We start from the raw sequence: 25,837 nt of genomic DNA, 5'->3' as shown, positions 1-25,837 counted from the left end.
GACCCCTGTGACCGAGACCACCGTGCACCACCACCAGTTCGACATCGTCATCATCGGCGCAGGAGGCGCGGGCATGCGTGCCGCGATCGAGGCCGGCCCGAAGGCGAAGACGGCCGTCATCTCGAAGCTCTACCCGACCCGCTCGCACACCGGTGCGGCGCAGGGCGGGATGGCCGCGGCCCTCGCGAACGTCGAAGAGGACTCGTGGGAGTGGCACACCTTCGACACGATCAAGGGCGGCGACTACCTGGTCGACCAGGACGCCGCCGAGATCCTGGCGAAGGAAGCCATCGACGCCGTCATCGACCTCGAGAACATGGGCCTGCCGTTCAACCGCACGCCCGAGGGCAAGATCGACCAGCGTCGCTTCGGCGGCCACACCCGCGACCACGGCAAGGCACCGGTCCGTCGCGCCTGCTACGCGGCCGACCGCACGGGCCACATGATCCTGCAGACGCTGTTCCAGAACTGCGTCAAGCTCGGCGTCGAGTTCTACAACGAGTTCTACGCGCTCGACCTCATCATGGTCGACGTCGTGGGCGAGGACGGCGTCACGCGCCAGCAGCCGGCCGGCGTCGTCGCGTTCGAGCTCGCCACGGGTGAGCTGCACGTCTTCCACGCCAAGGCGATGATCTTCGCGACCGGTGGCTTCGGCAAGATGTACAAGACCACCTCGAACGCGCACACCCTGACCGGCGACGGCGTCGGCATCGTGTGGCGCACCGGTCTGCCGCTCGAGGACATGGAGTTCTTCCAGTTCCACCCGACCGGCCTCGCGGGCCTCGGCATCCTGTTGACCGAGGGTGCTCGTGGCGAGGGTGCGATCCTGCGCAACGCCTCCGGTGAACGCTTCATGGAGCGCTACGCCCCCACCATCAAGGACCTCGCCCCACGCGACATCGTCGCCCGGTGCATGGTGCAAGAGGTGGCCGAGGGCCGCGGTGCCGGCCCGAACAAGGACTACGTCCTGCTCGACTGCACGCACCTCGGTGCCGAGGTCCTCGAGACCAAGCTCCCGGACATCACGGAGTTCGCCCGCACCTACCTCGGCGTCGACCCCGTCGTCGAGCCGGTGCCGGTGATGCCGACCGCGCACTACGCGATGGGTGGCATCCCGACGAACACCGACGCGCAGGTGCTCTACGACAACACCACCGTCGTCCCCGGCCTCTACGCCGCCGGCGAGTGCGCCTGTGTCTCGGTGCACGGCTCGAACCGTCTCGGCACGAATTCGCTCCTCGACATCAACGTCTTCGGCAAGCGCTCGGGCAACAACGCCGCCGAGTGGGTCAAGACCGCCGAGTTCCTCCCGCTGCCCGAAGACCCCGCTGCCGGCGTCCGGGCGATGCTCGACCAGCTGCGCGCCTCGACCGGCACCGAGCGCATCGCCGTCCTGCGCAAGGAGCTGCAGGACGAGATGGACAAGAACGCCCAGGTGTTCCGCACCGACGAGTCCCTCGCCCGCGTCACCGAGACCATCCACACGCTCCGGAACCGCTTCATGCAGGTCTCCGTGCAGGACAAGGGCAAGCGGTTCAACACCGACCTGCTCGAGGCCGTCGAGCTCGGGTTCCTGCTCGACCTGGCCGAGGTGGTCGTCTACTCGGCCCGCAACCGCAAGGAGAGCCGCGGCGGCCACATGCGCGACGACTACCCGAAGCGCGACGACGAGAACTACATGCAGCACACGATGGCGTACCTGACGGGCGACCCGCACTCGTCACTCGCCGACGACCACATCACGCTGGACTGGAAGCCGGTCGTCGTGACCCGGTACCAGCCGATGGAGAGGAAGTACTGAGATGACCGACACCCTGGTCTCCGACGCACCCCGGACCGACACCACCGACGCGCCTCCCGGGTCCTTCTCCGTCACGCTCATCATCCGGCGCTTCGACCCGGACGTCGACGACGAGCCGCGCTGGCAGGACTTCGACGTCATGATGCTGCCGACCGACCGCATCCTCGACGCCCTGCACAAGATCAAGTGGGACCAAGACGGCTCCCTGACGTTCCGACGTTCCTGCGCCCACGGGGTCTGCGGCTCGGACGCGATGCGCATCAACGGCCGGAACCGGCTGGCGTGCAAGACCCTGATCAAGGACCTCGACGTCTCGAAGCCGATCTACGTCGAGGCGATCAAGGGCCTGCCGCTCGAGAAGGACCTCGTCGTCGACATGGAGCCCTTCTTCAAGTCCTTCCGCGAGGTCCAGCCGTTCCTGCAGCCGAAGACGGCGCCCACCCCGGGCAAGGAGCGCGTCCAGTCGGTGGCCGACCGCGCACGCTTCGACGACACCACGAAGTGCATCCTCTGCGCTGCGTGCACCTCGTCGTGCCCGGTGTTCTGGACCGACGGGCAGTACTTCGGCCCGGCCGCGATCGTGAACGCGCACCGCTTCATCTTCGACTCGCGTGACGACGCCGCCGAGGTCCGCCTCGACATCCTCAACGACAAGGAAGGGGTCTGGCGCTGCCGGACCACCTTCAACTGCACCGACGCCTGCCCCCGTGGCATCCAGGTGACGAAGGCGATCTCCGAGGTCAAGCAGGCCGTCATGCGGGGCCGCGCCTGACACTCGGGGTCGTCCAAGACTCGACATCGACTCCACCGATAGGCTCCGCTCCATGACGTTCGCGGCCACCCGCCCCATCCTCGACCAGCTCGGCTACACGATCCGCTACGTGCAGCTCCCCGGAGAGACCCTGCACGAGCCGCCGGTCGAGGGTGCGCTCCGCGTTGTCCCGGCCGAGGCGTCCGACGAGTTCGCGCTCGAGGTCGTCGACTACGGCACGGCTCGTCGCCTCGCCACCGCGCGCGGTGAGGAGGACGCGGTCGAGATGCTCCGTCGGTTCCTGAACCGGCCGTTCCCGGCTCCGCGCGACATCGCCCGGCACGAGCTCGACGGGCTCCGTGACCGTGCGGCGTCGACGTACCCGCAGCTGGCGCAGCAGGTGTCGCAGGCCGGAGAACAGGGGTTGACCATCCAGATCCCCGCGGGCGTCCCCGTCGACCGCATCGGTGGTCCGGACGGCTACCTGCTGCACCCGCTCGACACTCCGCTGCCGAGCCGGTCGCTGCCGCCGCACGTCGCCGGCGTCCCGGAGACCCACCGCTACCTGGTCGAGCGTCCGTTCATGGTGAACGTCCGCTTCGTGCAGCCGTGGTTCGAGCAACCGGGTGGCGCGCTCCGCTTCCAGATCGCCGACCCCACGGTCACCGTGCGCGACCTCGTCGTCGATGGTGCACTGGCTCGACTCCGCGTGGTCTGACACCCCGCACGACGAAAGTCGGCCCGCACCGCGCTTTCGCGCAGTGCGGGCCGATTGCCGTTCAGTGTTGCTACGCCTGGTCCGGGCGGTCGTACTGCGCACCAGCCGGGTTCGGCGGCAGGCAGCCGAACACGATCGCGGCGATGCCGACGAACATCCCGATGAGCCAGAGCGGACCGGCGAGGTTCGCGTCGTGCACGCGGCGCCACCCCAGTGCGATGTTCGGGATGAGGGTCGCGAGCCACCAGAGGCCGTACAGGACGAGCAGGATGAAGATCCACGCCGGGGGTGCACCCTCGGTCTGGGTGTAGCCGTACTCGTCGGTGGTCGAGGCCGAGACGCTCCACGAGATGATGCCGGCGATGAACCCGCCGTACAGAACGAGGGTCACGATCGCGTTCGCCAGGATCCAGTACCAGTACTCACTGCGGCTGGCGCGCCCGTCGAACCGGGCGTACTTCTTGAAGAAGCGCGTGAAGGCGTCGAGGAAGCCGGCACCGTAGAAGGGTGCCCACAGCGGTGGAGCTCCGTCGGGCCCGACCGGGATCGGCGGACCGGCCTGCGGGTACGGGTCGGCGTACTGCTGGCCGTACCCGGGCTGCTGGCCGTACTGGGCAGGCTGCTGGCCGTACTGGGCAGGCTGCTGGCCGTACTGGGCAGGCTGCTGGCCGTACTGGGCAGGCTGCTGGCCGTACTGGGGCTGCTGACCGTACGGACCAGGCTGCTGTCCGTAGGGTCCGGGCTGCTGCCCGTAGGGTCCGGGCTGCTGCCCGTAGGCACCAGGCTGCTGCCCGTACCCCGGCTGCTGCTGCCCAGGGTCAGGCTGCGCCGACGGCTGGTCGCCGCCGGGCTGGCCCCACTGCGGTGTGTCGTTGCTCATCGAGCGCCGGTCGGTCGGTCGTAGCGCTCGCCCTGCGGGTTCGAGGGCAGCAGGCCGAACACGATGCCGACGATGCCGACGAAGATCGCGATGATCCACATGGCACCGGGCAGGTTCGCGTCGTGCAGGCGTCGCCAGCCGAGGGCGAGCGTCGGGATGATGATCGCGAGACCCCAGAGCCCGATCAGGATGCCGGCGATCACGAAGAGCGCTGACGGGCTGGTGACGGTCGACTGCACGCTCGCCGAGGTCGCGGTCGACATCGACACCGTCGAACGCTCCGACGTGGCGATGCCGATGCCGTACAGGATGCCGAGGACGATGCCGACGATCGCGTTCGCCAGGTACCACCACCAGAACTCGCTGCGGCTCGCGCGGCCGCTGAAGGTCGCGTACTTCTTGAAGAAGCGTCCGACGGCCTTGCCGAAGGAGATCCCGTACCAGGGGGCCCAGATCGGCGGCTCGCCGTTCGGGCCGGTCGCCGGCTGCTGGCCGTACTGCGGCGTTCCGTTGTACGGGTTCGGCTGGCCGCCCGGCTGCTGGCCGGACGGGTTCTGCGGGTACTGGTCACTCACGGTGTCCCCCTCGATCGTTGGCTGGTAGTCGGGTCCGAGTCAACCAGAACCGTCGCGCGGCCGTCGCTCGCTACGCGCGGTGGGGTTCGTCGTACCGCTGCCCCTGCGGGTTCGAGCCCATCAGACCGACGATGAGCGAGAACAGGACGCCGAGCGGCGGGATGATGAAGAGGAAGGCGAAGTACCCGCTCAGGTTCACGTCGTGCAGTCGTCGCACCGTCAGGGCGATGAAGCCGAGGGCGCAGGCCAGGGCCCAGAGCCCGCTCAACCCGTTCGACGCGTCGTCGAAGAACGGCAGCACGTTGAAGAACCCACCGACGATGCCGGTGGCCGCCGAGCCGATGACGTACCAGAGGGCCCAGAACCAGAACTCCGACTGGCTCGCGCGGCCGTCGAACCGGACGTACTTCTTCCAGAACCGCGGGAACGCCTGCACGAACGGGATCCCGTACCAGGGCGCCCACAGCGGGGGCTGGCGCGGGCCGGTCGGCTGCTGGCCGTACGGTCCGGGCTGCTGGCCGTACGGTCCGGGCTGCTGGCCGTACGGGTTCTGCGGCGGGTACTGGTCACTCACTGGTTCGTTCCTTCCGAGGCCGACTGCGATCACCGTCGAGTCTGGCAGCGGCGGCGGCAGGACGCGTCCCCCCAGCGGAGGACAGCGCAGCGACTGCGCTCCGACAGCGCTCCGACCGACTCAGGGCACCAGCGCCAGCTTGCCGCCGGGGTGCCCGGACTCCAGCAGCTCCGCGGCCGCCTTCGCCTCGGCGAGCGGGAACGTCCGCGCCACCGGGACCTCGAGCTGTCCGGCCCCGGCCAGGTCGATCAGTCGCTGCCGCACCGAGTCGCGGAACGCCTTGCTCGCGGGCTGCGCCCCACCGACGGCCGCGAACCCCGCCTCGGCGGCGCGCGCCTGCGCGGCGATCGTGGCGATCCGGTCGCGGTCCGCGACCACCGCGAGCGAGACGTCGACGGCCTCGTCGGTGCCCACGCAGTCCAGTGCCACGTCGATGCCGGAGGGTGCGAGCGACCGGACCCGTGCCTCCAGGCCGTCGCCGTACGCGACCCACTCGCCGCCGAAGCGTCGCACGACGTCCGCACCCCGCTCGGAGGCGGTGCCGATGACGCGCGCGCCGAGCAGGCGGAGCTGCTGCAGCAGGCTGACGCCGACTGCTCCGGAGGCACCGTGCACCAGCACGGTGTCGCGCCCCGCGGCACGGGTGACGCGCAGCATGTCGGCTGCGGTGGTGCCTGCGAGCAACAGGTTCGCCGCCTCGGGGAAGCCGAGCCCGACGGGCTTCGCGAAGACGTCCGCGGCCGGGACGGTGAGGGACGACGTCCAACCGCCGGCGACCCGGAACGCCAGGACCTCGTCGCCGACCGCTCCCCCGCCGGACGCGATGGTGGTGTCCGGTCCGAGGACGGTGAGCACGCCGGCGACCTCGTAGCCGATGGGCACCGGCAGGTCGGCCGGGTCGCCCTGCCGCGTGTGCTTCGTGTCGGCGGGGTTCATGCCGGCGGCGCGGACCGCGATGGTGACCTCACCGGGTCCGGGTCCGGGTGCGGCGACCTCGGTGTCCACGAACTCGAGGACCTCGCTGCCGCCGAACCGCGGTGCCACCCAGTGCTTCGTCATGCGGCCGACGCTACGCCCCGATCCGCCGGCGGCGTGCGCGGAGGGTCCGTGCACGGAGCACCATCACGGCGATGCCGCCGAGCAGCATCGCTCCTGCCGCGGCGAGCGGGATCGTCGGGTCGCTGCCGGTGAAGGCCAGTTCCGTCGTGCCGCCGCCGGTGTCGCCTCCACCGATGACCGGGACCGCGGGTGCTGTCGACGTGGGAGCGGTGGGCACGGGAGCCGTTGCGGTCGGCGTCGCCGTGGGCGTCGGTGCCGGCGCACGGACGGTCACGACGTAGGTCTCGGTGTCCGGCGGTGCCGTGCCGTTGTCCACCGTGATCGTCACCGTCGTGGTGCCGGGCGTGGTCGGCGTGCCGGAGATGACGCCCGTGTCCGGGTTGATCGTGAGTCCGGGCGGGAGGGTTCCGCCATCGGAGTACGTCGGTGCCGGGTTGCCCGTCGCGGTGACGGGGAACGAGTACGGCGTGCCGGCGGTCGCGTCGGTCGGGGTGCCCGAGGTGATCGTCGGTGCGACGCTCTCGGACGGCGTCCCCGCAGCCGGGCAGTTCGTCGGCCGGGTGATGGTGTTGTCGTCGAGCGTCACCGCTGCGTTCCGGGCGAGCAGTCGGCCCACGACCGTCGCACCCGTCGTGGCGGTCACGGACTGGTCGGCGAGGACGGTGCCCTGGAACTGGGCGGCGCTGCCGATGGTCGCTGAGCTGCCGACCTGCCAGAACACGTTGCACGAACTCGCGCCACCGGTGATGACGATCCTCGTGCCGGACCCGATGGTCAGGGTCGACGCGGCCTGGAACACCCAGACGGAGTCCGCGCTGCCGGCCAGGGTGAGCTGGCCGGTGTTCGCGAGCTGCAGCGTGTCGCCGTTGTAGACGCCCGGGCTGAGACTGAGCCCGTTGAGCTCCTGGAGGCCGGTCTGCGTCGGCGTCAGCGAAGCGGCCACGTTGTAGGCGGTCGTGGTGTCCGACTGGGCCTGCGCGGCCGCCGCGTCGGTCTGGTGCACGGTGCCGTTCACGGTCCCGTTGCCGGTGCCGCCGAAGCCGGTGATCGAGGTACCGGGCGAGACGCCGAGGTCACCGTTGACCACGGTCGGCCCGGTGTTCGTCACGGTCTGCGCGCCGAGGACGCCGTAGCTCGCTGCGGTCCCGAGACCGACGGGGCCGTCGATGATGGTGGCGGCGGACGCGGCCGAGGAGGCGCCGAGGGCGAGCGCTGCGGCCAACCCGATCCCGGTGCTGACGACGATGAGCGGACGGAGGATGGGCGTTCTGGCCACGGAGGCCCCTGCCTGAGATGGCGAAGAGCCGATCGGGCATCGGAGACACCCGGCGTTCACCGTGTCCCGAGTGTGTTCGGATCGCATGTGTTCCGAGGTCCTGACTCCCAGGTTCGCCCGGATCGGCCGATGGCGGACAGGATCGGTCCGATCTGGACCACGACGGCTGTTCGGTATCGTCCTCACATGCCGCGCGCCGCGATCGTCGTCAACCCGTCCAAGGTCGACCTGCGGGTGCTCCGCAACACCGTCGCGGCTGAGGAGGATCGGACCGGCTGGGCTCCCACGACCTGGTTCGAGACCGCGGCGTCCGACGACGGCCGCGCCGCCGCGGCCGACGCACTCGCCACCGCGCCGGACGTCGTCCTGGTCGTCGGCGGCGACGGCACGCTGCGCGTCGCAGCCGAGGTGCTGCACGGCTCCGACGTGCCCCTCGCCGTGCTCCCCGTCGGCACCGGGAACCTGTACGCCCGGAACCTGCGCATCCCGCTGAACGACGTCGCCGGGTCGGTCCGAGCCGCCTTCACCGGGACCGATCGGCCGGTCGACCTCGCGTTCGCCGAGCTCACCGACCCGCAGGGCACGACGACGCGCCACGCCTTCCTGGTGATGGCGGGCATCGGCCTCGACGCGAACATGGCGGCCAACACCAACGCGCGCCTCAAGAAGCGGTTCGGGTGGCTCGCGTACTCCGACCCGATCATGCGGTCCGTCATCGGCAACCGGCAGATCGACCTGCGGTACCGCCTCGACGACGGTGACACCCGGACGATGCGGGCGCACACCGTCATCGTCGGGAACTGCGGCACCCTGACCGCCGGCGTCCTGCTGCTGCCCGCCGCGAAGCCGGACGACGGGGTGCTCGAGGCGGTCGCGTTCCGCCCCGGTCGGACGGTCGGCTGGGCCGGCGTCGGCTACGGCCTGTCGCTGAACCGCTTCTTCCACCGGACCGGCTTCGGTCGCTTCCTGTCGTGGCTCATCCCGGCCACCCGGACGCTGCGGTACACGAGTGCACGGGTCCTCGACCTGGAGCTGGACCAGCCCGAGCAGGTCCAGCTCGACGGCGACCCGTTCGGCACCGTGGTGGCGGTGCGGCTGACGGTGGACCACGGCGGGCTCACCATCCGGGTGGGGCCGTCGCGGTGACCACGTGATGACGGGAGGCCCGGTGCCAGCTGGCACCGGGCCTCCCGTCTTCACTGGGCCACGTCGAGAGCGTCAGCCGCGCGCGACACGCACCCGGTCCGCGAACGCTGCGTGCAGCGGGTGCTCCGCGGCCAGGCCGGTGATCTGCGTCACCACGTCGGCATCGGACGCGTCCGAGGCCAGGAGCGCCTGCAGCTCAACGCTCTGCTCGTCGTCGGCGACGTCGAAGCGGAGTGCCGCGCCCATCGCGTCGAGCAGTGCGGTCGGCTCGGTGCCGTCCTCGGCCAGCGCCGCGGCGGGCGAGACGAAGCGCTCGTCACGCGACAGCTTGCGGAGCGGCTGCCGGCCGACGCGGGTCACCGTGTCGGGCAGGTGCGGGTTCTCGAACCGGGCGATGATCGCCTGGACGTAGGCGCGGTGCACCTCGGGGTCGAGTTCGTGGCGGCGGACGAGCAGGTCGCTCGTCTCGGCGAGGACGGACTCGAGCTCGGAGCGCACCGCGGGGATCGCGATGGCGTCGGAGATCTTGTCGGCCCCGGCGACGAAGCCGTGGTACGCGACGGTGGCGTGCCCGGTGTTCACCGTGAAGAGCTTGCGCTCGATCGAGGCGGCGAGGCCGTCGACGTAGTGCGCGCCGGGGATCTCCGGCTCGTTGCCGCCGAACGGCGTGCGGTCGATGGCCCACTCGAAGTAGGTCTCGACGGTGACGTCGAGGCCGGCGCCCTCGGGCTGGGCCGGCACGATGCGGTCGACGGCGGTGTTCGCGAAGACGGCCTTCGCGAGTGCCGCGTCACGGCCCTCGGCCGGGAGCGCGTCGACGATGAACTCGCGCAGACGGTCCGTGGCGTTCAGGGCGTTCTCGCACGCCATCACGGCGATGGGCGCAGCGTCCGCGTCGCGCTGCTGCAGCGCCCGCGCGATCACCGGGGCGATGAACTTCAGGACGTTCGGGCCCACCGCGCAGGTGACGATCGCGGCAGTGGCGATCTCGGCGACGACGCCGTCCTCGTCCTGCGCGCTGTTCAGGGCGCGGAAGTTCGTGACCTCGTGGTCCTGCGCTCCGGTGCCGACCTCGTGCACGGTGTACGAGTCGGCGGCGGCGAGGGCGTCGATGAGCGGCGCGGCGACGTCGGCGAAGACGACCTCGTAGCCCGCTTCGTGCAGGAGGAGCCCGACGAAGCCGCGGCCGATGTTGCCGGCACCGAAGTGGACGGCGGTGCCCCGGTCGGTGGTGCTCACTCGTTGACCTCGCCGAGGATCGACAGGATCGCGCTGGTGTCGGCCGCGTCGGTGAGCTTCTGGACCTCGTCCTCGTCCGAAAACACGATCGCGATCTTGGACAGGATGTCGAGGTGCTCGTTGTTCACGCCGGCGATGCCGACGACGAAGCGCACGGGGTTGCCGTCCCAGTCGATCGGGCTGGCGTAGCGGATGAACGACAGCGCGGACGACTTGATGGCGTCCTTCGCGTCGTTCGTACCGTGCGGGATGGCGAGGAAGTTGCCCATGTACGTGGACACGCTCTTCTCACGCTCGAGCATCGCCGGGTAGTAGTCAGCGGTGACCGCGCCCGCAGCTTCGAGGATCTCGGCCGCCTCCTTCATCGCCTCCGACTTGGTCGGCGCGGTGTCCTCGGTGTGGATCCGGATCTGGCTCTCCTGCAGGACGGGCATCGTGGTTCTCCTTGGTGTTCGAGGACGTGACGGAGGGGACGGGGATGTCCCCGTCCCCTCCGATACTGCACTTCGTTACTGGTGGTGGCGTTACTGGTTCTTGAGCTGGTCGACGACCTGGTCGTACTGCGGCGCGTTCATGAAGTTGCCGACCGACACGTGCTGTGCGTTCGGGTTCTTCTGCTTGGCGCGGTCCGTCAGTTCTTCCTGCGTGATGATCAGGTCCTCGTCACCGGACAGGTTCGCGATCGCCTTGTTGGTGACCGTGACCCCTTCGATGCCCGCCTTCTTGATCTTGTTGCGCAGGACGCTGGCGCCCATGGCGCTCGACCCCATGCCCGCGTCGCAGGCGAACACGAGGTTCTGGACCTTCGTCGCGGTGGCGGTGGTTCCGGCGGCGGCTGCCTCTTCCGAGTTGGCCGGGGCGGTGCCGCCGAAGAGCCCTGCGGTCGCGGCGTTCGCGTCGCGGCCCTTGGTGGCCTGCATCTTGTCGAACGCTGCGGTCATGTCGCCGCCGCCGTTGGCGAGGTCGCGCTTGCGGCTGGCCAGCAGGAAGAACGACGCGACTGCGAAGGTGACCGCTGCGGACAGGATGACCGACAGGATGACGCCGACGTAGCTGTCCTTCGCCGTCGCCGTCAGCACGGCGAAGATCGATCCGGGCGAAGCCGGGGCGACCAGGCCGGAGCCGAACAGGACGTTCGTGCCGACGCCTGTCGCACCACCGAGGATGACGGCGATGAACAGGACCGGCTTCTGCAGCACGTACGGGAAGTAGATCTCGTGGATGCCACCGAAGAACTGGATGAGGATCGCACCGGGAGCGGTCGAGCGGGCGATGCCGACACCGAAGAAGGTGAAGGCGAGCAGGATGCCCAGACCGGGGCCGGGGTTCGCCTCGAGCAGGAACAGGATCGACTTGCCGGAGTCCTGCACCTGCTGGGCGCCGAGCTGGTCGAGCACACCGTGGTTGATGGCGTTGTTCAGGAAGAACACCTTGGCCGGCTCGATGATGACGCTGGCGAGCGGCAGCAGCGAGTGCTGGACGAGGAAGTTCACCGCGTCGCCGAGGCCCTCGGCGATGAGCTTGAACAGCGGGGCGAGCCAGAAGAACCCGACCATCGCCAGCCCGAAGCCGAGGATGCCGGCCGCGTAGTTGTTGACGAGCATCTCGAAGCCCGGCTTGATCTTGCCGTCCCAGATCTTGTCGATCTGCTTGATGAGGTACGCGCCGAGCGGCCCGCAGATCATCGCGCCGAGGATCATGATCGTGCCGTTGGCGCCGAGGATGACGCCCATCGCCATGATCGAGCCGACGACGGCGCCGCGGGTCTCGTAGATCATCCGGCCGCCCTGGAAGGCGATCGCGAGCGGGATCAGGTACGTCAGGATCGGGCCGACGAGACCGATGTTGGCCACACCGTCCGTCTCACCGAACCCGCCGAGGATCCCGACGGGGGTCCATCCGGTCTCGATGAAGAAGGCGGTGATCAGGCCCCACGCGATGAAGATCGCGATGTTGGGCATGACCATGCCGGAGAGGAACGTGCCGAACTTCTGAACGGCGACGCGTGCGCCGCCCCGCGACTTCGCGGGTGCGTCGGGCGCTGCAACGGACGACGTTGTCATGTGCGGTGACTTTCTGTGTGGTGGAGCTGCTGCTGGTGCGGACGGGTGTTGGGGATGGTGCGGCTCAGACGGCGTGCGCGGCCGCCGCGGCGGACTTCGCGGCCGCCGCCGTGGACGCGGCGAGTGCCGCCTGGGCCATCTCGCGGGCCTGCTCGAGCGTGTGCTGACCGAGTTCGGCGCGCACGTCGGCAAGGGCCGCGGGGGTCATGGAGAGGGTGGTGGCGCCGAGGCCGACGAGCACGACGGCGAGCAGCGGGTCGGCTGCGGCCTCACCGCAGATGCCGACGGGCTTGCCCGCGTCGGCACCGGCCGCACCGAGCTGCGCGACGAGGCGCAGGACGGCGGGGTGCCACGGGTCCTGGTAGGACGCGACGGTGCCGAGCATGCGGTCGGCGGCCATCGTGTACTGGGTCAGGTCGTTCGTGCCGATCGACACGAAGTCCGCGTTCTGGAAGACCTGTTCGGCCATCAGGGCGAGCGACGGCACCTCGGCCATCACGCCGGCGGTGCGGATGCCGAGCTCGCGGGCCAGCGTGACGAAGTACTCGGTCTCCTCGGCGTCGGCGACCATCGGGGCCATGACCCAGAGGTCGGCCTCGGTCGCGGCGTCCGCCTGGGCGAGTGCGACGAGCTGGTCGCGCAGCACCTCGGGGTGGTTGCGCAGCGCACGGAGCCCGCGACGGCCGAGCGCCGGGTTCTCCTCGTCCTTGTCGGTGAGGAACGGCAGCGGCTTGTCGGCACCGGCGTCGAGCGCACGGACGACGACCTTCTTGCCCGGGAACGCGGCGAGGAGCTGACGGTAGGACTCGGTCTGCTCGTCGACGGTCGGCGCCTTCGGCGAGTCGAGGAAGAGGAACTCGGTGCGGAAGAGCCCCACGCCCTCCGCACCGAGAGCAACGGCGCCCGCGGCGTCGGCGGGGCTGCCGAGGTTCGCGAGCAGGGGCACGACGTGGCCGTCGGCCAGGGCACCGGCGGTGAGCGGTGCGGCGGCCGCGGCGAGCCGGTCGGCGATGCGCTGCTCGACGTCGGCCACCAGGGCCTCGGACGGCTCGGTGACGACGGTGCCGGCGACGGCGTCGACGACGATCGACTGCCCGTCGACCAGGTCGTCGGCACCGGTGACGCCGACGATCGCGGTGATGCCCTTGGCGCGGGCGAGGATCGCGGTGTGCGAGGTCGGGCCGCCGTCGCGGGTGACCAGCGCGAGGACCTTGTCGAGGTCCAGCAGTGCGGTGTCGGCCGGAGCGAGGTCACGGGCGACGAGGACGAACGGGGAGTCCGACTCGGGGACACCGGGGGCGTGCACGCCGCGGAGCTTCGCGATGATGCGCTGGGCGACGTCGTCGAGGTCGGCTGCGCGCTCCCCCATGTAGCCGCCCATGCCGACGAGCAGGTCGCGGAACTGCGCGAACGCCTCGTACACGGCACGCTCGGCGTTGGTGCCGCCGTCGATGCGCGTGTGCACGTCGTCGAGGAGTGTCGGGTCCTGCGCCATGAGCGCCTGCGCCTCGAGCACGGCCTGGGCGTCGCCGCCGGCGAGCTGTCCGCGCTTGTTGAGGTCCTCGGCCACCGCGGCCAGTGCGTCGTGCACGGCCTGCTTCGCGTCGTCCGCCGAACCGGTCAGGGCGTCCTTCGACGGTTCGCCGAGCGGGTCCGCCATGCGGAGCACGGGGCCGTGGGCGACGCCACGACCGACGCCGGTGCCGAGCAGTTCGGACATTCGAGACTCCTTCATCTCACACGCGCTTGCGGTGGGGTGTTCGTTCGGTGCGCGCACGGCTGAGACGGGACCTCGCCGGTGCGGCTGAGCAGCACACTACCCCGATCCGCGTTGACAAACAAACACATCCGGGGATAAAAATGCAGAAACAGATGCCCGTTTGCGTCTGGCGGCCAGCCGCTCCGGCTCGGTTCCGTCAGGTTCGTGCCCGGTCATGTCCGTTCCGTTCCGACCAGGAGACGACGAGGTCCGATGTACGCACCAGAACGCCACCAGCGCATCGTCGAGCAGGCGCGCGCGCAGGGGCGGGTCGACGTCAAGGACCTCGCCGAGCTGCTCGAGGTCACGCCCGAGACCATCCGCCGCGACCTCACCTCGCTGGAGCGACGAGGACTGGTCCGACGTGCCCACGGTGGCGCCATCCCGGTCGAGCGCATCACGATCCACCCCGGCGTCGGCGACCGCGGCGGCATCAACCAGGCCGAGAAGATGGTCATCGCCGAGGCCGCGCTCGAGGAGCTGCCGGAGAACGGCTCGATCATGATCGACGCCGGCACCTCCACCATCTGCCTCGCCGAGATGCTCCCGACCGACCGCGGACTCACGGTCGTCACCCACTCGCTCCCCGTCGCGATGGCCGTCGCGAACCGGCCGGGCATCGACCTGCACCTGCTCGGCGGCAACATCCGCAGCGACTCCCTGGCCGGCGTCGGCACGTGGACGCACCAGCTCATCGGCATGGTGAGCGTCGACGTCGCCTTCGTGAGCATCAACGGGATCACCCCGGAGCGCGGCCTGACGACCCACAACATGGCCGAGGCCGCGGTGAAGTCGGCGATGATCAAGTCCGCCCGCCGCAGCATCCTGCTCGCCGACCACACCAAGTTCGGCCGCGAGGAGTTCGGCCGCGTCGCACCCCTCGCCGCCATCGACACGATCATCACCGACCCCGCCGTCAACCTCGACCTGGTCCGCGAGGTCGAGGCCGCCGGCACCGAGGTGTTCTGGCCCGGTCGACCCTGACCGCTCGCCCGACCCGCCCATCCGGCGCTCGCTAGCATGAGCGCACCACCCATCGACAGGAGTACATCGATGTCCGAAGCCACCCGCACCGTGACCGTCGCCAGCGCGTCCGGCCTGCACGCGCGCCCCGCGTCCCTCTTCGTCCAGACCGTGACGGCCTCCGGCCACCAGGTCACGATCGCCAAGGGCGACAAGTCCGGCAACGCCGGCAGCATCCTCGCCCTGCTCGGCCTGGGCATCGAGAACGGTGACGAGGTCAGCCTCACCGTGACCGGCGACGACGCCGAGACCACCGCCGACAGCCTGGTCGAGTTCCTGCAGACGGACCACGACGCGGCCTGACGCCGCACTGCGACGGACGGGAGGCACGGTGCCAGCTGGCACCGTGCCTCCCGTCCGTCCTGCGGTCCCCCGCACTGCCGGGCCCGCGCCCGCCCCGTCCGTCCGGCCCCGTCCGGCCCCGCCGAGGTTCCGAAATCTCGGCATCTCGACCCGCCACGGGCCGGTCCGTGGAACCTCGGCGGACGGCACGCGGCGAGTCGTGGAACCTCGGACCGGTGCGGTCCGGGGCTGTCGGCGCCCGCCGATAAGGTGGTCGGCATGACACGCCTGCGCCTCGCATCCGTCAACGTGAACGGCGTCCGCGCCGCCTTCCGCAAGGGCATGGGCGATTGGCTCGCCACCCGCGACGTCGACGTGCTCGCCCTGCAGGAAGTCCGTGCGTCGAGCGAGGACCTGGCCGGTCTGCTCGGCGACGAGTGGGACATCGTGCACGACCCCGCGACCGCCAAGGGCCGGGCGGGTGTCGCGATCGCGTCCAGGCACTCGGCCCAGATCCACCGCGTCGCCCTCGGACCGGACGAGTTCGACTCCGCCGGCCGCTGGCTCGAGGCCGACTACGAGATCGGCGGCACCACGGTCACGGTCGTGTCCACCTACGTCCACTCGGGCGAGGTCGACACCCCCAAGCAGGACGAGAAGTGGAAGTTCCTCGACGCCATGACCGAGCGGCTGCCCGCCCTCCGCGCGCACAACCCGCTCGCCGTCGTCGTCGGTGACCTCAACGTCGGGCACGACCAGCGCGACATCAAGAACTGGAAGGGCAACGTCAAGCGAGCGGGCTTCCTGCCGGGCGAGCGTGCCTACTTCTCGCGCTTCTTCGGTGCCGACGGCGAACCGGTCGAGGGCGCTGACGGCTCGACGGGCCAGGGGCTCGGCTGGGTGGACGTCGGGCGTGCGCAGGCCGGCGACGTCGAGGGGCCGTACACGTGGTGGTCCTGGCGCGGCCAGGCGTTCGACAACGACACCGGCTGGCGCATCGACTACCAGCTGGCCACGCCCGACCTCGCGGCGAAGGTCACGGAGTACACGGTCGACCGCGCCGCGGCGTACGACCAGCGATGGTCCGACCACGCCCCCGTGGTCGTCGACTACGAACTCTGATCCCCACTCGTTGCGCTCCACCTGACCCACAGGAACACCACCATGACCAAGACCCGCATCTTCTCGGGCATCCAGCCGTCCGCCGGCTCGCTCCACCTCGGCAACTACGTCGGGGCGCTCATGCAGTGGCGCGACCTGCAGGACGACTTCGACGCCATCTACTGCGTCGTCGACATGCACGCGATCACCTCGCCGCAGGACCCGGCCGAGCTCCGCGCGAGCACCCGGGCGACGGCCGCGCAGTACATCGCGTCGGGCATCGACCCGACGAAGTCGACGCTGTTCGTGCAGTCGCACGTGCCGGCCCACGCCGAGCTCGCCTGGGTGCTCAACACCCTCACCGGTTTCGGTGAGGCGAGCCGGATGACCCAGTTCAAGGACAAGTCGGCGCGGCAGGGGTCCGAGGCCGCGTCGGTCGGGCTCTTCACGTACCCGGTCCTGATGGCCGCCGACATCCTGCTGTACGACACCAAGGTCGTGCCGGTCGGCGACGACCAGCGCCAGCACGTCGAGCTCACCCGCGACCTCGCCGGACGCTTCAACTCGCGGTTCGGCGACACGTTCGTCGTGCCCGAGGCCCGGATCGGCACCGAGACGGCGCGCATCTACGACCTGCAGGACCCGACGAGCAAGATGAGCAAGTCGGCGGCGTCCGACAGCGGCCTGATCCGGCTGCTCGACGACCCGAAGCGCACCGCGAAGAAGATCAAGTCGGCCGTCACCGACGACGAGCGCGAGATCCGCTCCGACCGGCAGGCGAAGCCGGGCGTGACGAACCTGCTCGCGATCCTGTCCGCCTTCAGCCGGACCCCCGTCGCCGAGCTCGAGGCATCGTTCGCGGGCAAGGGCTACGGGGACCTCAAGGGCGCGGTCGCCGAGGCCGTCGTCGCCGAGCTGGAGCCGGTGCGCACCCGCACGCTCGAGCTGCTCGACGACCCGGCGGAGCTCGACCGGCTGCTCGCCGTCGGCGCGGACCGTGCCGAGTCCATCGCGCAGGAGACCCTGGCGCGCGTGTACGACCGGATCGGGTTCGTCCCGCGCTCGCGCGGCTGACCGTGCTGCCGGTCACGCTGGAGTCCGCCCGGGTCCGACTCGACGTCCCGACCCGGGCGGACACCGCGGCGATCACCGACGCCTGTCAGGACCCGGACATCGTCCGCTGGACGACCATCCCCACGCCCTACCGCGAACAGGACGCACGGACCTTCGTCGACGCCCTGGTCGGTCCCGGCTGGGCGTCGGACCGCGAGTACACCTGGGCGATCCGTCGGAGTGGGTCCTCCTGGCTCGAGGGGATCATCGGGTACCGCACCGCCGGCCGCGACCTCGGCTTCTGGCTGGCGCCCTCGGCCCGCGGTGCCGGGTTGATGCACGATGCGGTGGAGCTCGTCGTGGACTGGGCGTTCGAGGATGGTGCTCCGGACGTCTACTGGGAGTGCTACGAGGGCAACACGGCGTCGGCCGCGGTCGCCCGCAGCGCCGGGTTCTCGTTCACCGGCGTCGGGCCCGCCCGGATCCCCGGACGCGACGGCGGACCGACGACCGCCTGGACCGCCCTGCGCCGGGCGGACGGTGCGCTCGCATCGGACCTCCCGTGGCCCGACGCTCCGTGACGCAGCGCTCCGTGACCCGGTCCCGCATGACGCAGCGCCTCGTGACCCAGTCCCGCATGACGCCGCGTTCCCGACGATGACGCGTCACCGATCCTCCGCCGGTAGGCTCGATCCGTGAGCGACACGGCACGACCCACCGAGGTCCGGGCGATGCGCCGCGGGCTCGAACTCGCGGCCCTCGGGCCCGTCGTGGGCGACCACGCACGGGTCGGCGCGGTGATCCTCTCCCCCGCCGGCGACGTCCTCGCCGAGGGGTGGCACAAGGGTGCCGGAACCCCGCACGCCGAGGTCGACGCGATGGCGAAGGTCGACTCGGCACAGCTGCGCGGCGCGACGGCCGTCGTCACCCTCGAACCCTGCAACCACACCGGCCGCACCGGCCCCTGCGCCGTCGCCCTGATCGAGGCCGGGGTCGCCCGTGTCGTGTACGCGATCGACGACCCGGGTACGGACGTGCACGGCGGCGCCGACCGTCTCCGCGCCGCCGGGGTCGACGTCGTGTCCGGTGTGCTCGCCGACGAGGCCGAGGCGTTCCTCGAACGGTGGCTCCTGTCGGTCCGCCTCGGACGCCCGTGGGTGACCGTGAAGTGGGCCTCGAGCCTGGACGGCCGCGCCGCGGCTGCCGACGGGACGAGCAAGTGGATCACCGGCGCCGCAGCCCGGCAACACGTGCACGAGCAACGTGCCGCGCACGACGCGATCCTGGTCGGCACCGGCACCGTGCTCGCCGACGACCCGAGCCTGACCGCTCGGGGTGACGCGGGCGAACTCCTCGCCGACCAGCCGCTCGCAGTCGTGCTCGGTGACCGCGCCGTCCCCGACGACGCCGCGGTCCGGCGACACCCCCGCGGGCTCGTGACGCTGCCGGGGCACGACCTCGCCGCGTCGCTCACCGCCCTGCGTGAGCACGGCGTGCACTCGGTGTTCGTCGAGGGCGGCCCCACCGTCGCGTCCGCGCTCATCGCCGCCGGGCTCGTCGACGAGTACCTCGTGTACGTCGCCCCGATCCTGCTCGGCGGACCCCGGGTCGCCCTCGACGACCTCGGGGTGGGAAGCATGTCCGGGCGTCGGCGGTTGGACGTACTATCGACCACCAGCCTGGGCCCTGACCTGCTGGTCCGAGCCCGACCGCAACGCAGCGCGACAGCGCAGCCGCAGCCAGCGCCACCACAGCAGCAGACACCGCAGCAGCAGACACCGCAGCAGCACGACGCAGCACCCGGGTTCGGAGACGACGGGCCCACGAACGACCGGAGCACCCCATGACCGACGCGCTGACCTCCTCCACCCCGGGCAGCCCCGTCCAGTTCGAGGTGTCGACGAACGTCCCCACCACCCACGGCACGTTCCAGATGCGCGCCTACCGCGACCTCGTGACCGGCGCCGAGCACGTCGCGATCATCGGCGCGCTGCCCGACGGGTCCGCCCCGTCCGACGGCGCCCTGGTCCGCGTGCACTCCGAGTGCCTGACCGGCGAGGCGTTCGGCTCGTTGAAGTGCGAGTGCGGGCCCCAGCTCGACGCCGCGCTCGACACCATCGCTGCCGAGGGTGGAGTGGTGGTCTACCTGCGCGGGCAGGAAGGGCGCGGCATCGGGCTCATCAACAAGCTCAAGGCCTACCGCCTGCAGGAAGACGGCCTCGACACGCTCGACGCCAACCTGGCGCTCGGGCTGCCGGCCGACTCCCGTGCGTACGGCGGCGCCGCGGGCATCCTCGCCGAACTCGGGATCACCCGCGTGCGACTGCTCTCGAACAACCCCGAGAAGCGTCGCCAGCTCGAGGAGCACGGCATCACCGTCGAGTCGCTCGTGCCGCTGGTCGTCGGCGTCTCGGCGCAGAACGCCGGCTACCTCGACACCAAGCGCGACCGGATGGGGCACCAGCTGCCCGCGCACCTCGAGGCCGGCGCCAGCGCCGGGGCGGGCGCCGGCGCAGGAGCCGCCAGCTGACTCTGGGCTGATTCGCAGGTGGGCGACATCTGTCGTACGATGTTGTCTTCCGTCACAAGCGGTCCCCCACCAACCGAACGCACCCGATCGGTGCCCGCGCCACCCAGCGCGAACCGATCGGTGTCCGCCGTTTCGGGTATCCGTGCTCCCTGCCAGGAGCGCGAACCACGGAAGACCTCACGACACCCATGACCGCCGCACCGGCACCAGCAACCCCGACCTCAGCTCCGGCACCAGCAGGCAACCCGCGCTCGCGCGTCGTCATCGCCAGCCTCGTCGGCACCTCGATCGAGTTCTACGACTTCTACGTCTACGCGACGGCCGCGGTCCTCGTCTTCCCGACGCTGTTCTTCCCGAACGAGGACCCCACGGCATCGCAGCTGTCGTCGTTCGTGACGTTCGCCCTCGCCTTCTTCGCGCGGCCGATCGGGTCGATCATCTTCGGGCACTTCGGTGACCGGGTGGGCCGCAAGACGACCCTCGTCGCGTCGCTGCTCGTCATGGGCACCGCGACGTTCCTGATCGGCTGCCTGCCGACGTTCAACACCATCGGCGTGTGGGCGCCGGTCCTGCTCGCCGTGATGCGCTTCGCCCAGGGCGTCGGCCTCGGCGGCGAGTGGTCCGGTGCGGCACTGCTCGCCACCGAGAACGCCCCCAAGGGCAAGCGCGGCGTCTTCGGTTCGATGCCGCAGCTCGGCGCACCGATCGGCTTCCTGCTCGCGAACGGCCTGTTCATCGCGATCAACGCCGCGATGCCCGCCGGTGCCGACGGCACCCCGAACGCCGACTTCCAGGCGTGGGGCTGGCGCATCCCGTTCCTGCTCTCCTCGGTCCTGGTCATCGTCGGGCTCTACGTGCGCTTCAAGCTCGTCGAGTCGCCGGTGTTCCGCGGCGTGCAGGAGTCCGGCACGGTCGCGAAGATCCCGCTGGGCCGGGTGTTCCGCACCTCGTGGAAGGCGCTCATCGTCGGCACGTTCGGCATGGTCGCGACGTACGTCCTCTTCTACTTCATGACCACGTTCACGCTGTCGTACGGCACCACCGGTGCCGAGGCCGGTCCGCTCGTCCCGAAGGTCGGCCTCGGCTACAGCCGCGGTGAGTTCCTGACGCTGCTCATGATCGGCGTCGTGTTCTTCGGCATCTTCACCCCGATCGCCGGCATCCTGGCCGACAAGTTCGGGCGCCGGAAGACCCTCATCCCGACCACGATCGGCATCGCGCTGTTCGGTCTGACGTTCCAGTTCTGGTTCGCCGCGTCGCAGGGTCCGATCACGGTGGTGACGTTCCTGATCGTCGGGCTGTCCCTGATGGGGCTGACCTTCGGGCCGATGGGTGCGCTGCTGCCGGAGCTGTTCCCGACGAACGTCCGGTACACCGGTTCGGCGATCGCGTACAACGTCGCGTCGATCCTCGGTGCCTCGCTCGCGCCGACGATCGCCCTGGCGCTGTGGCAGGCCGACGGCAACATCTTCCTGGTCGGGCTGTACCTGACGATCGCCGCCGTCGTGACGCTCGTCGCGCTGCTCTTCGTCCGTGAGACGAAGAGCAAGGAGTTCGCGGACGCCTGAGGCGTCACCAGGGACGGACGGGAGGCCCGGTGCCAGCTGGCACCCCTCCCTCGCAAGCTCGGTCGGCGCGCCCTGCGCAACGCTTCGCGTTGCCGCTGAGCAGGGCGCGCCCGTCCGTCTGCCGTCGCGTCCACGCACGGCGCGACCCTGTCTGTCAACTCAGGTTGACAGATGTCGGCGCGTCAATGTAGGTTGACAGCCATGGACCGACCGACCATCACGAGCCTCGCGGCCGGAGCCTCCGGGGACGACCCGTTCTCCGCCCTCGCGAACGTGCGCGAACTCCGCCGTGAACTCGACCGGACCGAAGAACTCGCTGCCCGTGCCGCCCGGAACGCCGGGGCGTCGTGGCAGGAGATCGCGACCCTGCTCGGTGTCAGCCGACAGGCAGTGCACAAGAAGTACGGCAGAAACTAGGAACACGATGAGTCTCCCCTTCGCGCGCCCCAAGAAGACCGACGGCCCCCGCGCCACCTTCGGCCGCCTGTTGTCCTACCTGTTCGAGAACAAGCCGGCGATGGTCGTCATCATCGTGCTGAGCATCCTCGGCGCCGGGGCGTCGCTCGCGCAGCCGCTGCTCGTCAACCAGGTCGTCACGGCCGTGCAGCAGGGCAACACGCTCAGCACGCTCGTCTGGCTGCTCGTCGGGCTCGTCCTGGTCGCCGGCGTCCTGAACGGTGTGCAGCACTTCCTGCTCCAGCGTGCGGGCGAGGGCGTCGTGCTCTCCACGCGCCGGAAGCTCATCGCCCGCATCCTCAACCTGCCGATCTCGGAGTTCGACACCCGGCGCACCGGCGACCTGGTGTCCCGCGTCGGCAGCGACACCACGCTCCTGCGCGCGGTCCTGACCCAGGGCCTGATCGAGTCGATCGGTGGCGCGCTCACCTTCATCGGCGCGATCATCGCGATGGCGATAATCGACCCGCTGCTGCTCGTGATCGTGGTCGTCATCGTCCTGGTCGCGATCGTGGTCGTCGGCGGACTGAGTCGGCGCATCCGGATCGCGTCGAAGCGTGCGCAGGAGAAGGTCGGCGACCTGACCGCGGCCGTCGAGCGCGGCATCGGCGCCGTCCGCACCATCCGCGCGGCGGGTGCCACCGAGCGCGAGGTGCACGAGGTCGACGGACACGCGACCGAGGCCTACCAGCGCGGCCTCGACATCGCGAAGATGTCCGCCTTCGTCGTGCCGGTCGCGAGCATCGTCATGCAGGTGGCGTTCATCGCCGTGCTCGGCGTCGGCGGGGCCCAGGTCGCCGCGGGCACCATCACCATCGCCACGCTCATCACGTTCATCCTGCTGCTCTTCATGATGATCATGCCGCTCGGCCAGGCGATGGGCGCCGCCGTCGCGGTCGCCCAGGCGCTCGGTGCGCTCGGCCGGATCGAGGAGATCCTGCACCTGCCGACCGAGGCGCAGGACGACGCCGCTGCGCGCCCCGCCGCCGCGGTCGCCTCCGACGATGCCATCACGTTCGAGCACGTCACGTTCCGGTACGCGGCTGCAGCGGATGCGTCCGGTCCGGACGGCGCCGTCGCGTCCGGCGCGGTGGATCGACCGGGAGGCCCGGATCGCCTTGCCGACGAGCGTCCGGTCGACGACGTGGTGCTCCACGACGTGTCGTTCCGCGTTCCCCGCGGCTCGCGGGTCGCACTCGTGGGTCCGTCGGGTGCTGGCAAGTCGACGACCCTCGCCCTGATCGAGCGGTTCTACGACCCGACCGAAGGCGTCATCAGGCTCGGTGGCATCGACGTCCGGGGCATGGACCGCCAGGAGCTCCGCGCCCAGATCGGCTACGTCGAGCAGGACGCCCCGGTTCTCGCCGGCACCATCCGCGCGAACCTGCTGCTCGGTTCGCCGGACGCGACCGAGGACGACTGCGTCCGCGTGCTCGAGGCGGTCAACCTCGGCGAGGTGCTGCACCGCGACCCGCGTGGGCTCGACGCCCAGGTCGGCGAGGACGGCGTGATGCTCTCGGGCGGAGAGCGTCAACGGCTGGCCATCGCCCGCGCGCTGCTCGCCGCTCCCCCGATCCTGCTGCTCGACGAGTCGACGTCGTCGCTCGACGGTGTGAACGAGCAGAAGATGCGGCTGGCGATCGATGCCGTCGCTGAGGACCGCACCCTGCTCGTCATCGCGCACCGGCTGTCCACCGTGGTGGACTCCGACGTCATCGTCGTGCTCGAGCACGGCCGGGTCGTCGGCGCCGGCACGCACTCCGAGCTCGTCGAGTCGACGCCGCTCTACCGCGACCTGGCGAAGCACCAGCTGCTGGTCTGAGCCCCGCCGTCGGGCCCGTTCAGGCGGCGAACGGGTCCGGGGTGAGCACGTACACGGTCTCGAGGTACTCCTCGATGCCCTCGTGCGAGCCCTCGCGGCCGAGCCCGGACGACTTCACCCCGCCGAACGGGAACGCTGCGTTCGACACGACGCCGGTGTTCAGCCCGAGCATCCCGGTCTCCAGGCGTTCGGCGAGCCGCTGCCCGCGTGGGAGGTCCGTCGTGAACGCGTAGGCGATGAGCCCGAACTCGGTGTCGTTGGCGAGCCGGATGCCCTCGTCCTCGGTCGCGAAGCGGGTGATCGACACGACCGGTCCGAAGATCTCGGTCGTCAGGATCTCCGACCCCGGATGCACGTCGTCGAGCACCGTGGGCGCGTAGTAGGTGCCGGGCCGCTCGACGCGGTGTCCGCCGGTGACGAGCCGTGCGCCGCGGGTGACCGCGTCGTCGACGAGTCCAGCGGCCTTGTCCACCGCACGGTCGTCGATGAGCGGGCCCATCGTCGTGCCGTCCTCGGTGCCCCGGCCGATGCGGAGCGCGTCGACCTTCGCGGTGAGGGCGGCCACGAACGCGTCGGCGATGCCGTCCTGCACGAAGAACCGGTTGGCGGCCGTGCAGGCCTCGCCGACGTTCCGGAACTTCGCGAGCATCGCAGCGGTGACGGCGGCGTCGAGGTCGGCGTCGTCGAAGACCAACAGCGGGGCGTTGCCGCCGAGCTCCATGCTCGTCCTGAGCACGTTGTCCGCCGCCTGCTTGAGGAGCGCGGACCCGACCGGCGTCGACCCGGTGAAGGTGAGCTTGCGGAGGCGGCGGTCGGCGATGATCGGCTCGGACAGGCCCTTGGCGTCGAGGGACGGCACCACGTTGAGCACGCCGTCCGGCAGCCCGGCACGGCGGAACAGCTCGACCAGGAACAGCGTGGTCAGCGGCGTGAGCTCCGCCGGCTTCACGACGACCGTGCAGCCGGCCGCCAGTGCGGGGCCGATCTTGCGGGTCGCCATGGCGAGGGGGAAGTTCCACGGGGTGATCGCGTACACCGGGCCGACCGGACGCTTCAGGACGATCGCGCGTCCGGTGCCCTCGGGGTTGGTGCGGTAGTCGCCGCCGATGCGGACGGCCTCCTCCGAGAACCAGCGGAGGAACTCGCCGCCGTAGACCACCTCGCCGCGGGCCTCTGTCAGGGGCTTGCCCATCTCGAGCGTCATCAGGGCGGCCAGGTCGTCCTCGTGGGCGCGGACGAGGTCGAACGCGCGGCGCAACACGTCGGAACGCTGGCGTGGTGCGGTCGCCGCCCACTCCTGCTGTGCGGCCACCGCGGCGTCGAGCGCGGCGATGCCGTCCTCGGGGGTGGCGTCGGCGACCTCGGCCAGGACGTCGCCGGTCGAGGGGTCGCGGACGGCGAACGTCGCGCCGCTCGTCGACGGGCGCCAGGACCCGCCGATGAACAGGCCCGTCGGGACGCCCTGCACGGTGACGTGGTCGTCGCCCACGGTCGTGGTGAGGTCGCCGGTCGTGGCGCTCGTGTCGGTGCTGGTCTCGGTCACAACTGTGCTCCTCCGGGGTTCGCGAGCCCCTCGTCCATGTCGCTGCGGTCGACGTGCCCGCCGGCCGCTCGGATGTCGTCGAGCGCGCGGGCGCTGCGCTCGTCGTCGACGCCGGCGACCAGGTCCTCGTAGACCGCGACGTCGATGCCGGCGGCGCGGGCGTCGAGGGCCGAGGCCCGGACGCAGTGGTCGGTGGCGATGCCGACGATGTCGACGGAGTGCACCCGGTGCTCGGTCAGGATGTCCGGCAACGGCACGCCCGCCTCGGTCCGCGCCTGGAACGCCGAGTAGTCCGGCGTGCCCTGGCCCTTGAAGACGTCGACGTCGATCGGCTCGGTGTCGAGCTCCGGGTGGTACTCGGCGCCCGGTGTGCCGGCCACGCAGTGCACGGGCCACGTGTCGACGAAGTCGGGGCCCTCGGGTCCGGCGAAGTGTCCGCCGTTGTCGTCGTCGCCGTGGTGCCAGTCGCGGGAGCCGACGATCAGGTCGTACTCCTCGGCGTGCCGGCCGAGGAACGCGCTGATCCGTTCCGCGAGGGCCGCACCCCCGGTCACCCCGAGCGCACCGCCCTCGGTGAAGTCGTTCTGGACATCGACGATGAGGAGAGCCCGTGCCATG

The 25,837-nt window shown here is 70.7% G+C and carries 24 protein-coding genes and 1 pseudogene; 14 read left to right on the top strand and 11 right to left on the bottom strand.

Going from position 1 to position 25,837, the window contains the following annotated elements; all coding sequences use genetic code 11:
* Positions 1-7: 7 nt before the first annotated feature.
* The 3 genes from sdhA to EDF28_RS13835 are packed head-to-tail and all read left to right on the top strand — an operon-like array spanning position 8 to position 3,270.
* Positions 8-1,801 carry a succinate dehydrogenase flavoprotein subunit gene (sdhA, locus tag EDF28_RS13845; protein WP_123938685.1) on the top strand — a complete coding sequence of 598 codons (1,794 nt, stop codon included), beginning with the start codon at positions 8-10 and terminating at the stop codon, positions 1,799-1,801.
* Position 1,802: 1 nt separating this feature from the next.
* Positions 1,803-2,573, top strand: coding sequence for a succinate dehydrogenase iron-sulfur subunit (locus tag EDF28_RS13840; RefSeq protein ID WP_123938684.1), 771 nt, complete (start codon positions 1,803-1,805; stop codon positions 2,571-2,573).
* A gap of 52 nt (positions 2,574-2,625) precedes the next feature.
* Positions 2,626-3,270, top strand: a complete 645-nt coding sequence (locus EDF28_RS13835; protein WP_111086631.1) for a TNT domain-containing protein — start codon at positions 2,626-2,628, stop codon at positions 3,268-3,270.
* A 70-nt stretch (positions 3,271-3,340) separates the two neighbouring features.
* Here EDF28_RS13835 and EDF28_RS19420 read toward each other — a convergent pair whose 3' ends face one another.
* The 5 genes from EDF28_RS19420 to EDF28_RS13810 all read right to left on the bottom strand — a co-directional run bounded on the left by EDF28_RS19420 (position 3,341) and on the right by EDF28_RS13810 (position 7,634).
* A complete protein-coding gene (locus EDF28_RS19420) occupies positions 3,341-4,150 on the bottom strand; it encodes a DUF805 domain-containing protein (RefSeq protein WP_123938683.1) in 810 nt (269 codons plus the stop codon).
* Positions 4,147-4,725 (bottom strand): DUF805 domain-containing protein, encoded by a 579-nt coding sequence (locus EDF28_RS13825; RefSeq protein ID WP_123938682.1) that lies wholly within the window; start codon positions 4,723-4,725, stop codon positions 4,147-4,149. Before EDF28_RS13825 ends, EDF28_RS19420 begins: the two co-directional genes overlap by 4 nt.
* A gap of 70 nt (positions 4,726-4,795) precedes the next feature.
* The gene (locus EDF28_RS13820) at positions 4,796-5,299 is read right to left on the bottom strand and encodes a DUF805 domain-containing protein (RefSeq protein WP_123938681.1); all 504 of its coding nucleotides are present in this window, start codon (positions 5,297-5,299) and stop codon (positions 4,796-4,798) included.
* Positions 5,300-5,419: 120 nt separating this feature from the next.
* Positions 5,420-6,358 carry an NADP-dependent oxidoreductase gene (locus EDF28_RS13815; protein WP_123938680.1) on the bottom strand — a complete coding sequence of 313 codons (939 nt, stop codon included), beginning with the start codon at positions 6,356-6,358 and terminating at the stop codon, positions 5,420-5,422.
* Between the two features lie 10 nt (positions 6,359-6,368).
* Positions 6,369-7,634, bottom strand: coding sequence for an ice-binding family protein (locus tag EDF28_RS13810; RefSeq protein ID WP_185094246.1), 1,266 nt, complete (start codon positions 7,632-7,634; stop codon positions 6,369-6,371).
* Positions 7,635-7,820: 186 nt separating this feature from the next.
* On the opposite strand from EDF28_RS13810, the gene EDF28_RS13805 reads away from it, so the two are divergent.
* Positions 7,821-8,780, top strand: coding sequence for a diacylglycerol kinase family protein (locus EDF28_RS13805; protein ID WP_123938678.1), 960 nt, complete (start codon positions 7,821-7,823; stop codon positions 8,778-8,780).
* A gap of 72 nt (positions 8,781-8,852) precedes the next feature.
* On the opposite strand, the gene EDF28_RS13800 is transcribed toward EDF28_RS13805, so the two are convergent.
* The 4 genes from EDF28_RS13800 to ptsP form a co-directional block, all read right to left on the bottom strand.
* Positions 8,853-10,019 (bottom strand): mannitol-1-phosphate 5-dehydrogenase, encoded by a 1,167-nt coding sequence (locus EDF28_RS13800; RefSeq protein ID WP_123938677.1) that lies wholly within the window; start codon positions 10,017-10,019, stop codon positions 8,853-8,855.
* On the bottom strand, positions 10,016-10,453 hold the full coding sequence (locus EDF28_RS13795; RefSeq protein ID WP_027466426.1) for a PTS sugar transporter subunit IIA: 438 nt from the start codon (positions 10,451-10,453) through the stop codon (positions 10,016-10,018). The genes EDF28_RS13800 and EDF28_RS13795 overlap by 4 nt, the downstream gene beginning before the upstream one ends.
* 90 nt (positions 10,454-10,543) lie before the next feature.
* Positions 10,544-12,082 (bottom strand): PTS mannitol transporter subunit IICB, encoded by a 1,539-nt coding sequence (locus tag EDF28_RS13790; protein WP_165903544.1) that lies wholly within the window; start codon positions 12,080-12,082, stop codon positions 10,544-10,546.
* Positions 12,083-12,146: 64 nt separating this feature from the next.
* Positions 12,147-13,802 (bottom strand): phosphoenolpyruvate--protein phosphotransferase, encoded by a 1,656-nt coding sequence (ptsP, locus tag EDF28_RS13785; RefSeq protein ID WP_123938676.1) that lies wholly within the window; start codon positions 13,800-13,802, stop codon positions 12,147-12,149.
* 252 nt (positions 13,803-14,054) lie between these two features.
* On the opposite strand from ptsP, the gene EDF28_RS13780 reads away from it, so the two are divergent.
* From EDF28_RS13780 to EDF28_RS13735, 10 genes and pseudogenes are all read left to right on the top strand, one after another.
* Positions 14,055-14,825 carry a DeoR/GlpR family DNA-binding transcription regulator gene (locus EDF28_RS13780; protein ID WP_111086639.1) on the top strand — a complete coding sequence of 257 codons (771 nt, stop codon included), beginning with the start codon at positions 14,055-14,057 and terminating at the stop codon, positions 14,823-14,825.
* A 69-nt stretch (positions 14,826-14,894) separates the two neighbouring features.
* Positions 14,895-15,167: an HPr family phosphocarrier protein gene (locus tag EDF28_RS13775; RefSeq protein WP_111086640.1), complete on the top strand. Its 273-nt coding sequence runs from the start codon at positions 14,895-14,897 to the stop codon at positions 15,165-15,167.
* A gap of 258 nt (positions 15,168-15,425) precedes the next feature.
* The gene (locus EDF28_RS13770) at positions 15,426-16,268 is read left to right on the top strand and encodes an exodeoxyribonuclease III (protein ID WP_123938675.1); all 843 of its coding nucleotides are present in this window, start codon (positions 15,426-15,428) and stop codon (positions 16,266-16,268) included.
* A gap of 42 nt (positions 16,269-16,310) precedes the next feature.
* Entirely contained in the window at positions 16,311-17,321 is a 1,011-nt protein-coding gene (gene trpS, locus EDF28_RS13765) for a tryptophan--tRNA ligase (protein WP_123938674.1), read from the top strand.
* Between the two features lie 2 nt (positions 17,322-17,323).
* Positions 17,324-17,881: a GNAT family N-acetyltransferase gene (locus EDF28_RS13760; RefSeq protein WP_185094245.1), complete on the top strand. Its 558-nt coding sequence runs from the start codon at positions 17,324-17,326 to the stop codon at positions 17,879-17,881.
* 150 nt (positions 17,882-18,031) lie between these two features.
* Positions 18,032-19,147 carry a bifunctional diaminohydroxyphosphoribosylaminopyrimidine deaminase/5-amino-6-(5-phosphoribosylamino)uracil reductase RibD gene (gene ribD, locus EDF28_RS13755; protein ID WP_260155034.1) on the top strand — a complete coding sequence of 372 codons (1,116 nt, stop codon included), beginning with the start codon at positions 18,032-18,034 and terminating at the stop codon, positions 19,145-19,147.
* A gap of 29 nt (positions 19,148-19,176) precedes the next feature.
* Positions 19,177-19,830: pseudogene (gene ribA, locus EDF28_RS13750) on the top strand (GTP cyclohydrolase II); the annotation flags it as partial.
* A gap of 188 nt (positions 19,831-20,018) precedes the next feature.
* Complete coding sequence (locus EDF28_RS13745) at positions 20,019-21,398, top strand: MFS transporter (RefSeq protein ID WP_123938671.1); 1,380 nt, start codon at positions 20,019-20,021, stop codon at positions 21,396-21,398.
* 201 nt (positions 21,399-21,599) lie between these two features.
* Positions 21,600-21,815, top strand: a complete 216-nt coding sequence (locus tag EDF28_RS13740; RefSeq protein WP_123292166.1) for a helix-turn-helix domain-containing protein — start codon at positions 21,600-21,602, stop codon at positions 21,813-21,815.
* 7 nt (positions 21,816-21,822) lie between these two features.
* Positions 21,823-23,676, top strand: coding sequence for an ABC transporter ATP-binding protein (locus EDF28_RS13735; protein ID WP_123938670.1), 1,854 nt, complete (start codon positions 21,823-21,825; stop codon positions 23,674-23,676).
* 19 nt (positions 23,677-23,695) lie between these two features.
* Here EDF28_RS13735 and EDF28_RS13730 read toward each other — a convergent pair whose 3' ends face one another.
* Positions 23,696-25,165, bottom strand: coding sequence for an NAD-dependent succinate-semialdehyde dehydrogenase (locus EDF28_RS13730; RefSeq protein WP_123938779.1), 1,470 nt, complete (start codon positions 25,163-25,165; stop codon positions 23,696-23,698).
* A 50-nt stretch (positions 25,166-25,215) separates the two neighbouring features.
* On the bottom strand, positions 25,216-25,836 hold the full coding sequence (locus EDF28_RS13725; protein ID WP_123938669.1) for an isochorismatase family protein: 621 nt from the start codon (positions 25,834-25,836) through the stop codon (positions 25,216-25,218).
* Between the last annotated feature and the right edge of the window lies 1 nt (position 25,837).

This window comes from Curtobacterium sp. PhB137, assembly GCF_003814955.1.
Classification (GTDB): domain Bacteria; phylum Actinomycetota; class Actinomycetes; order Actinomycetales; family Microbacteriaceae; genus Curtobacterium.
Note: the sequence above shows the minus strand (reverse complement) of the source record. Positions and strands in the feature narration are given on the sequence as shown.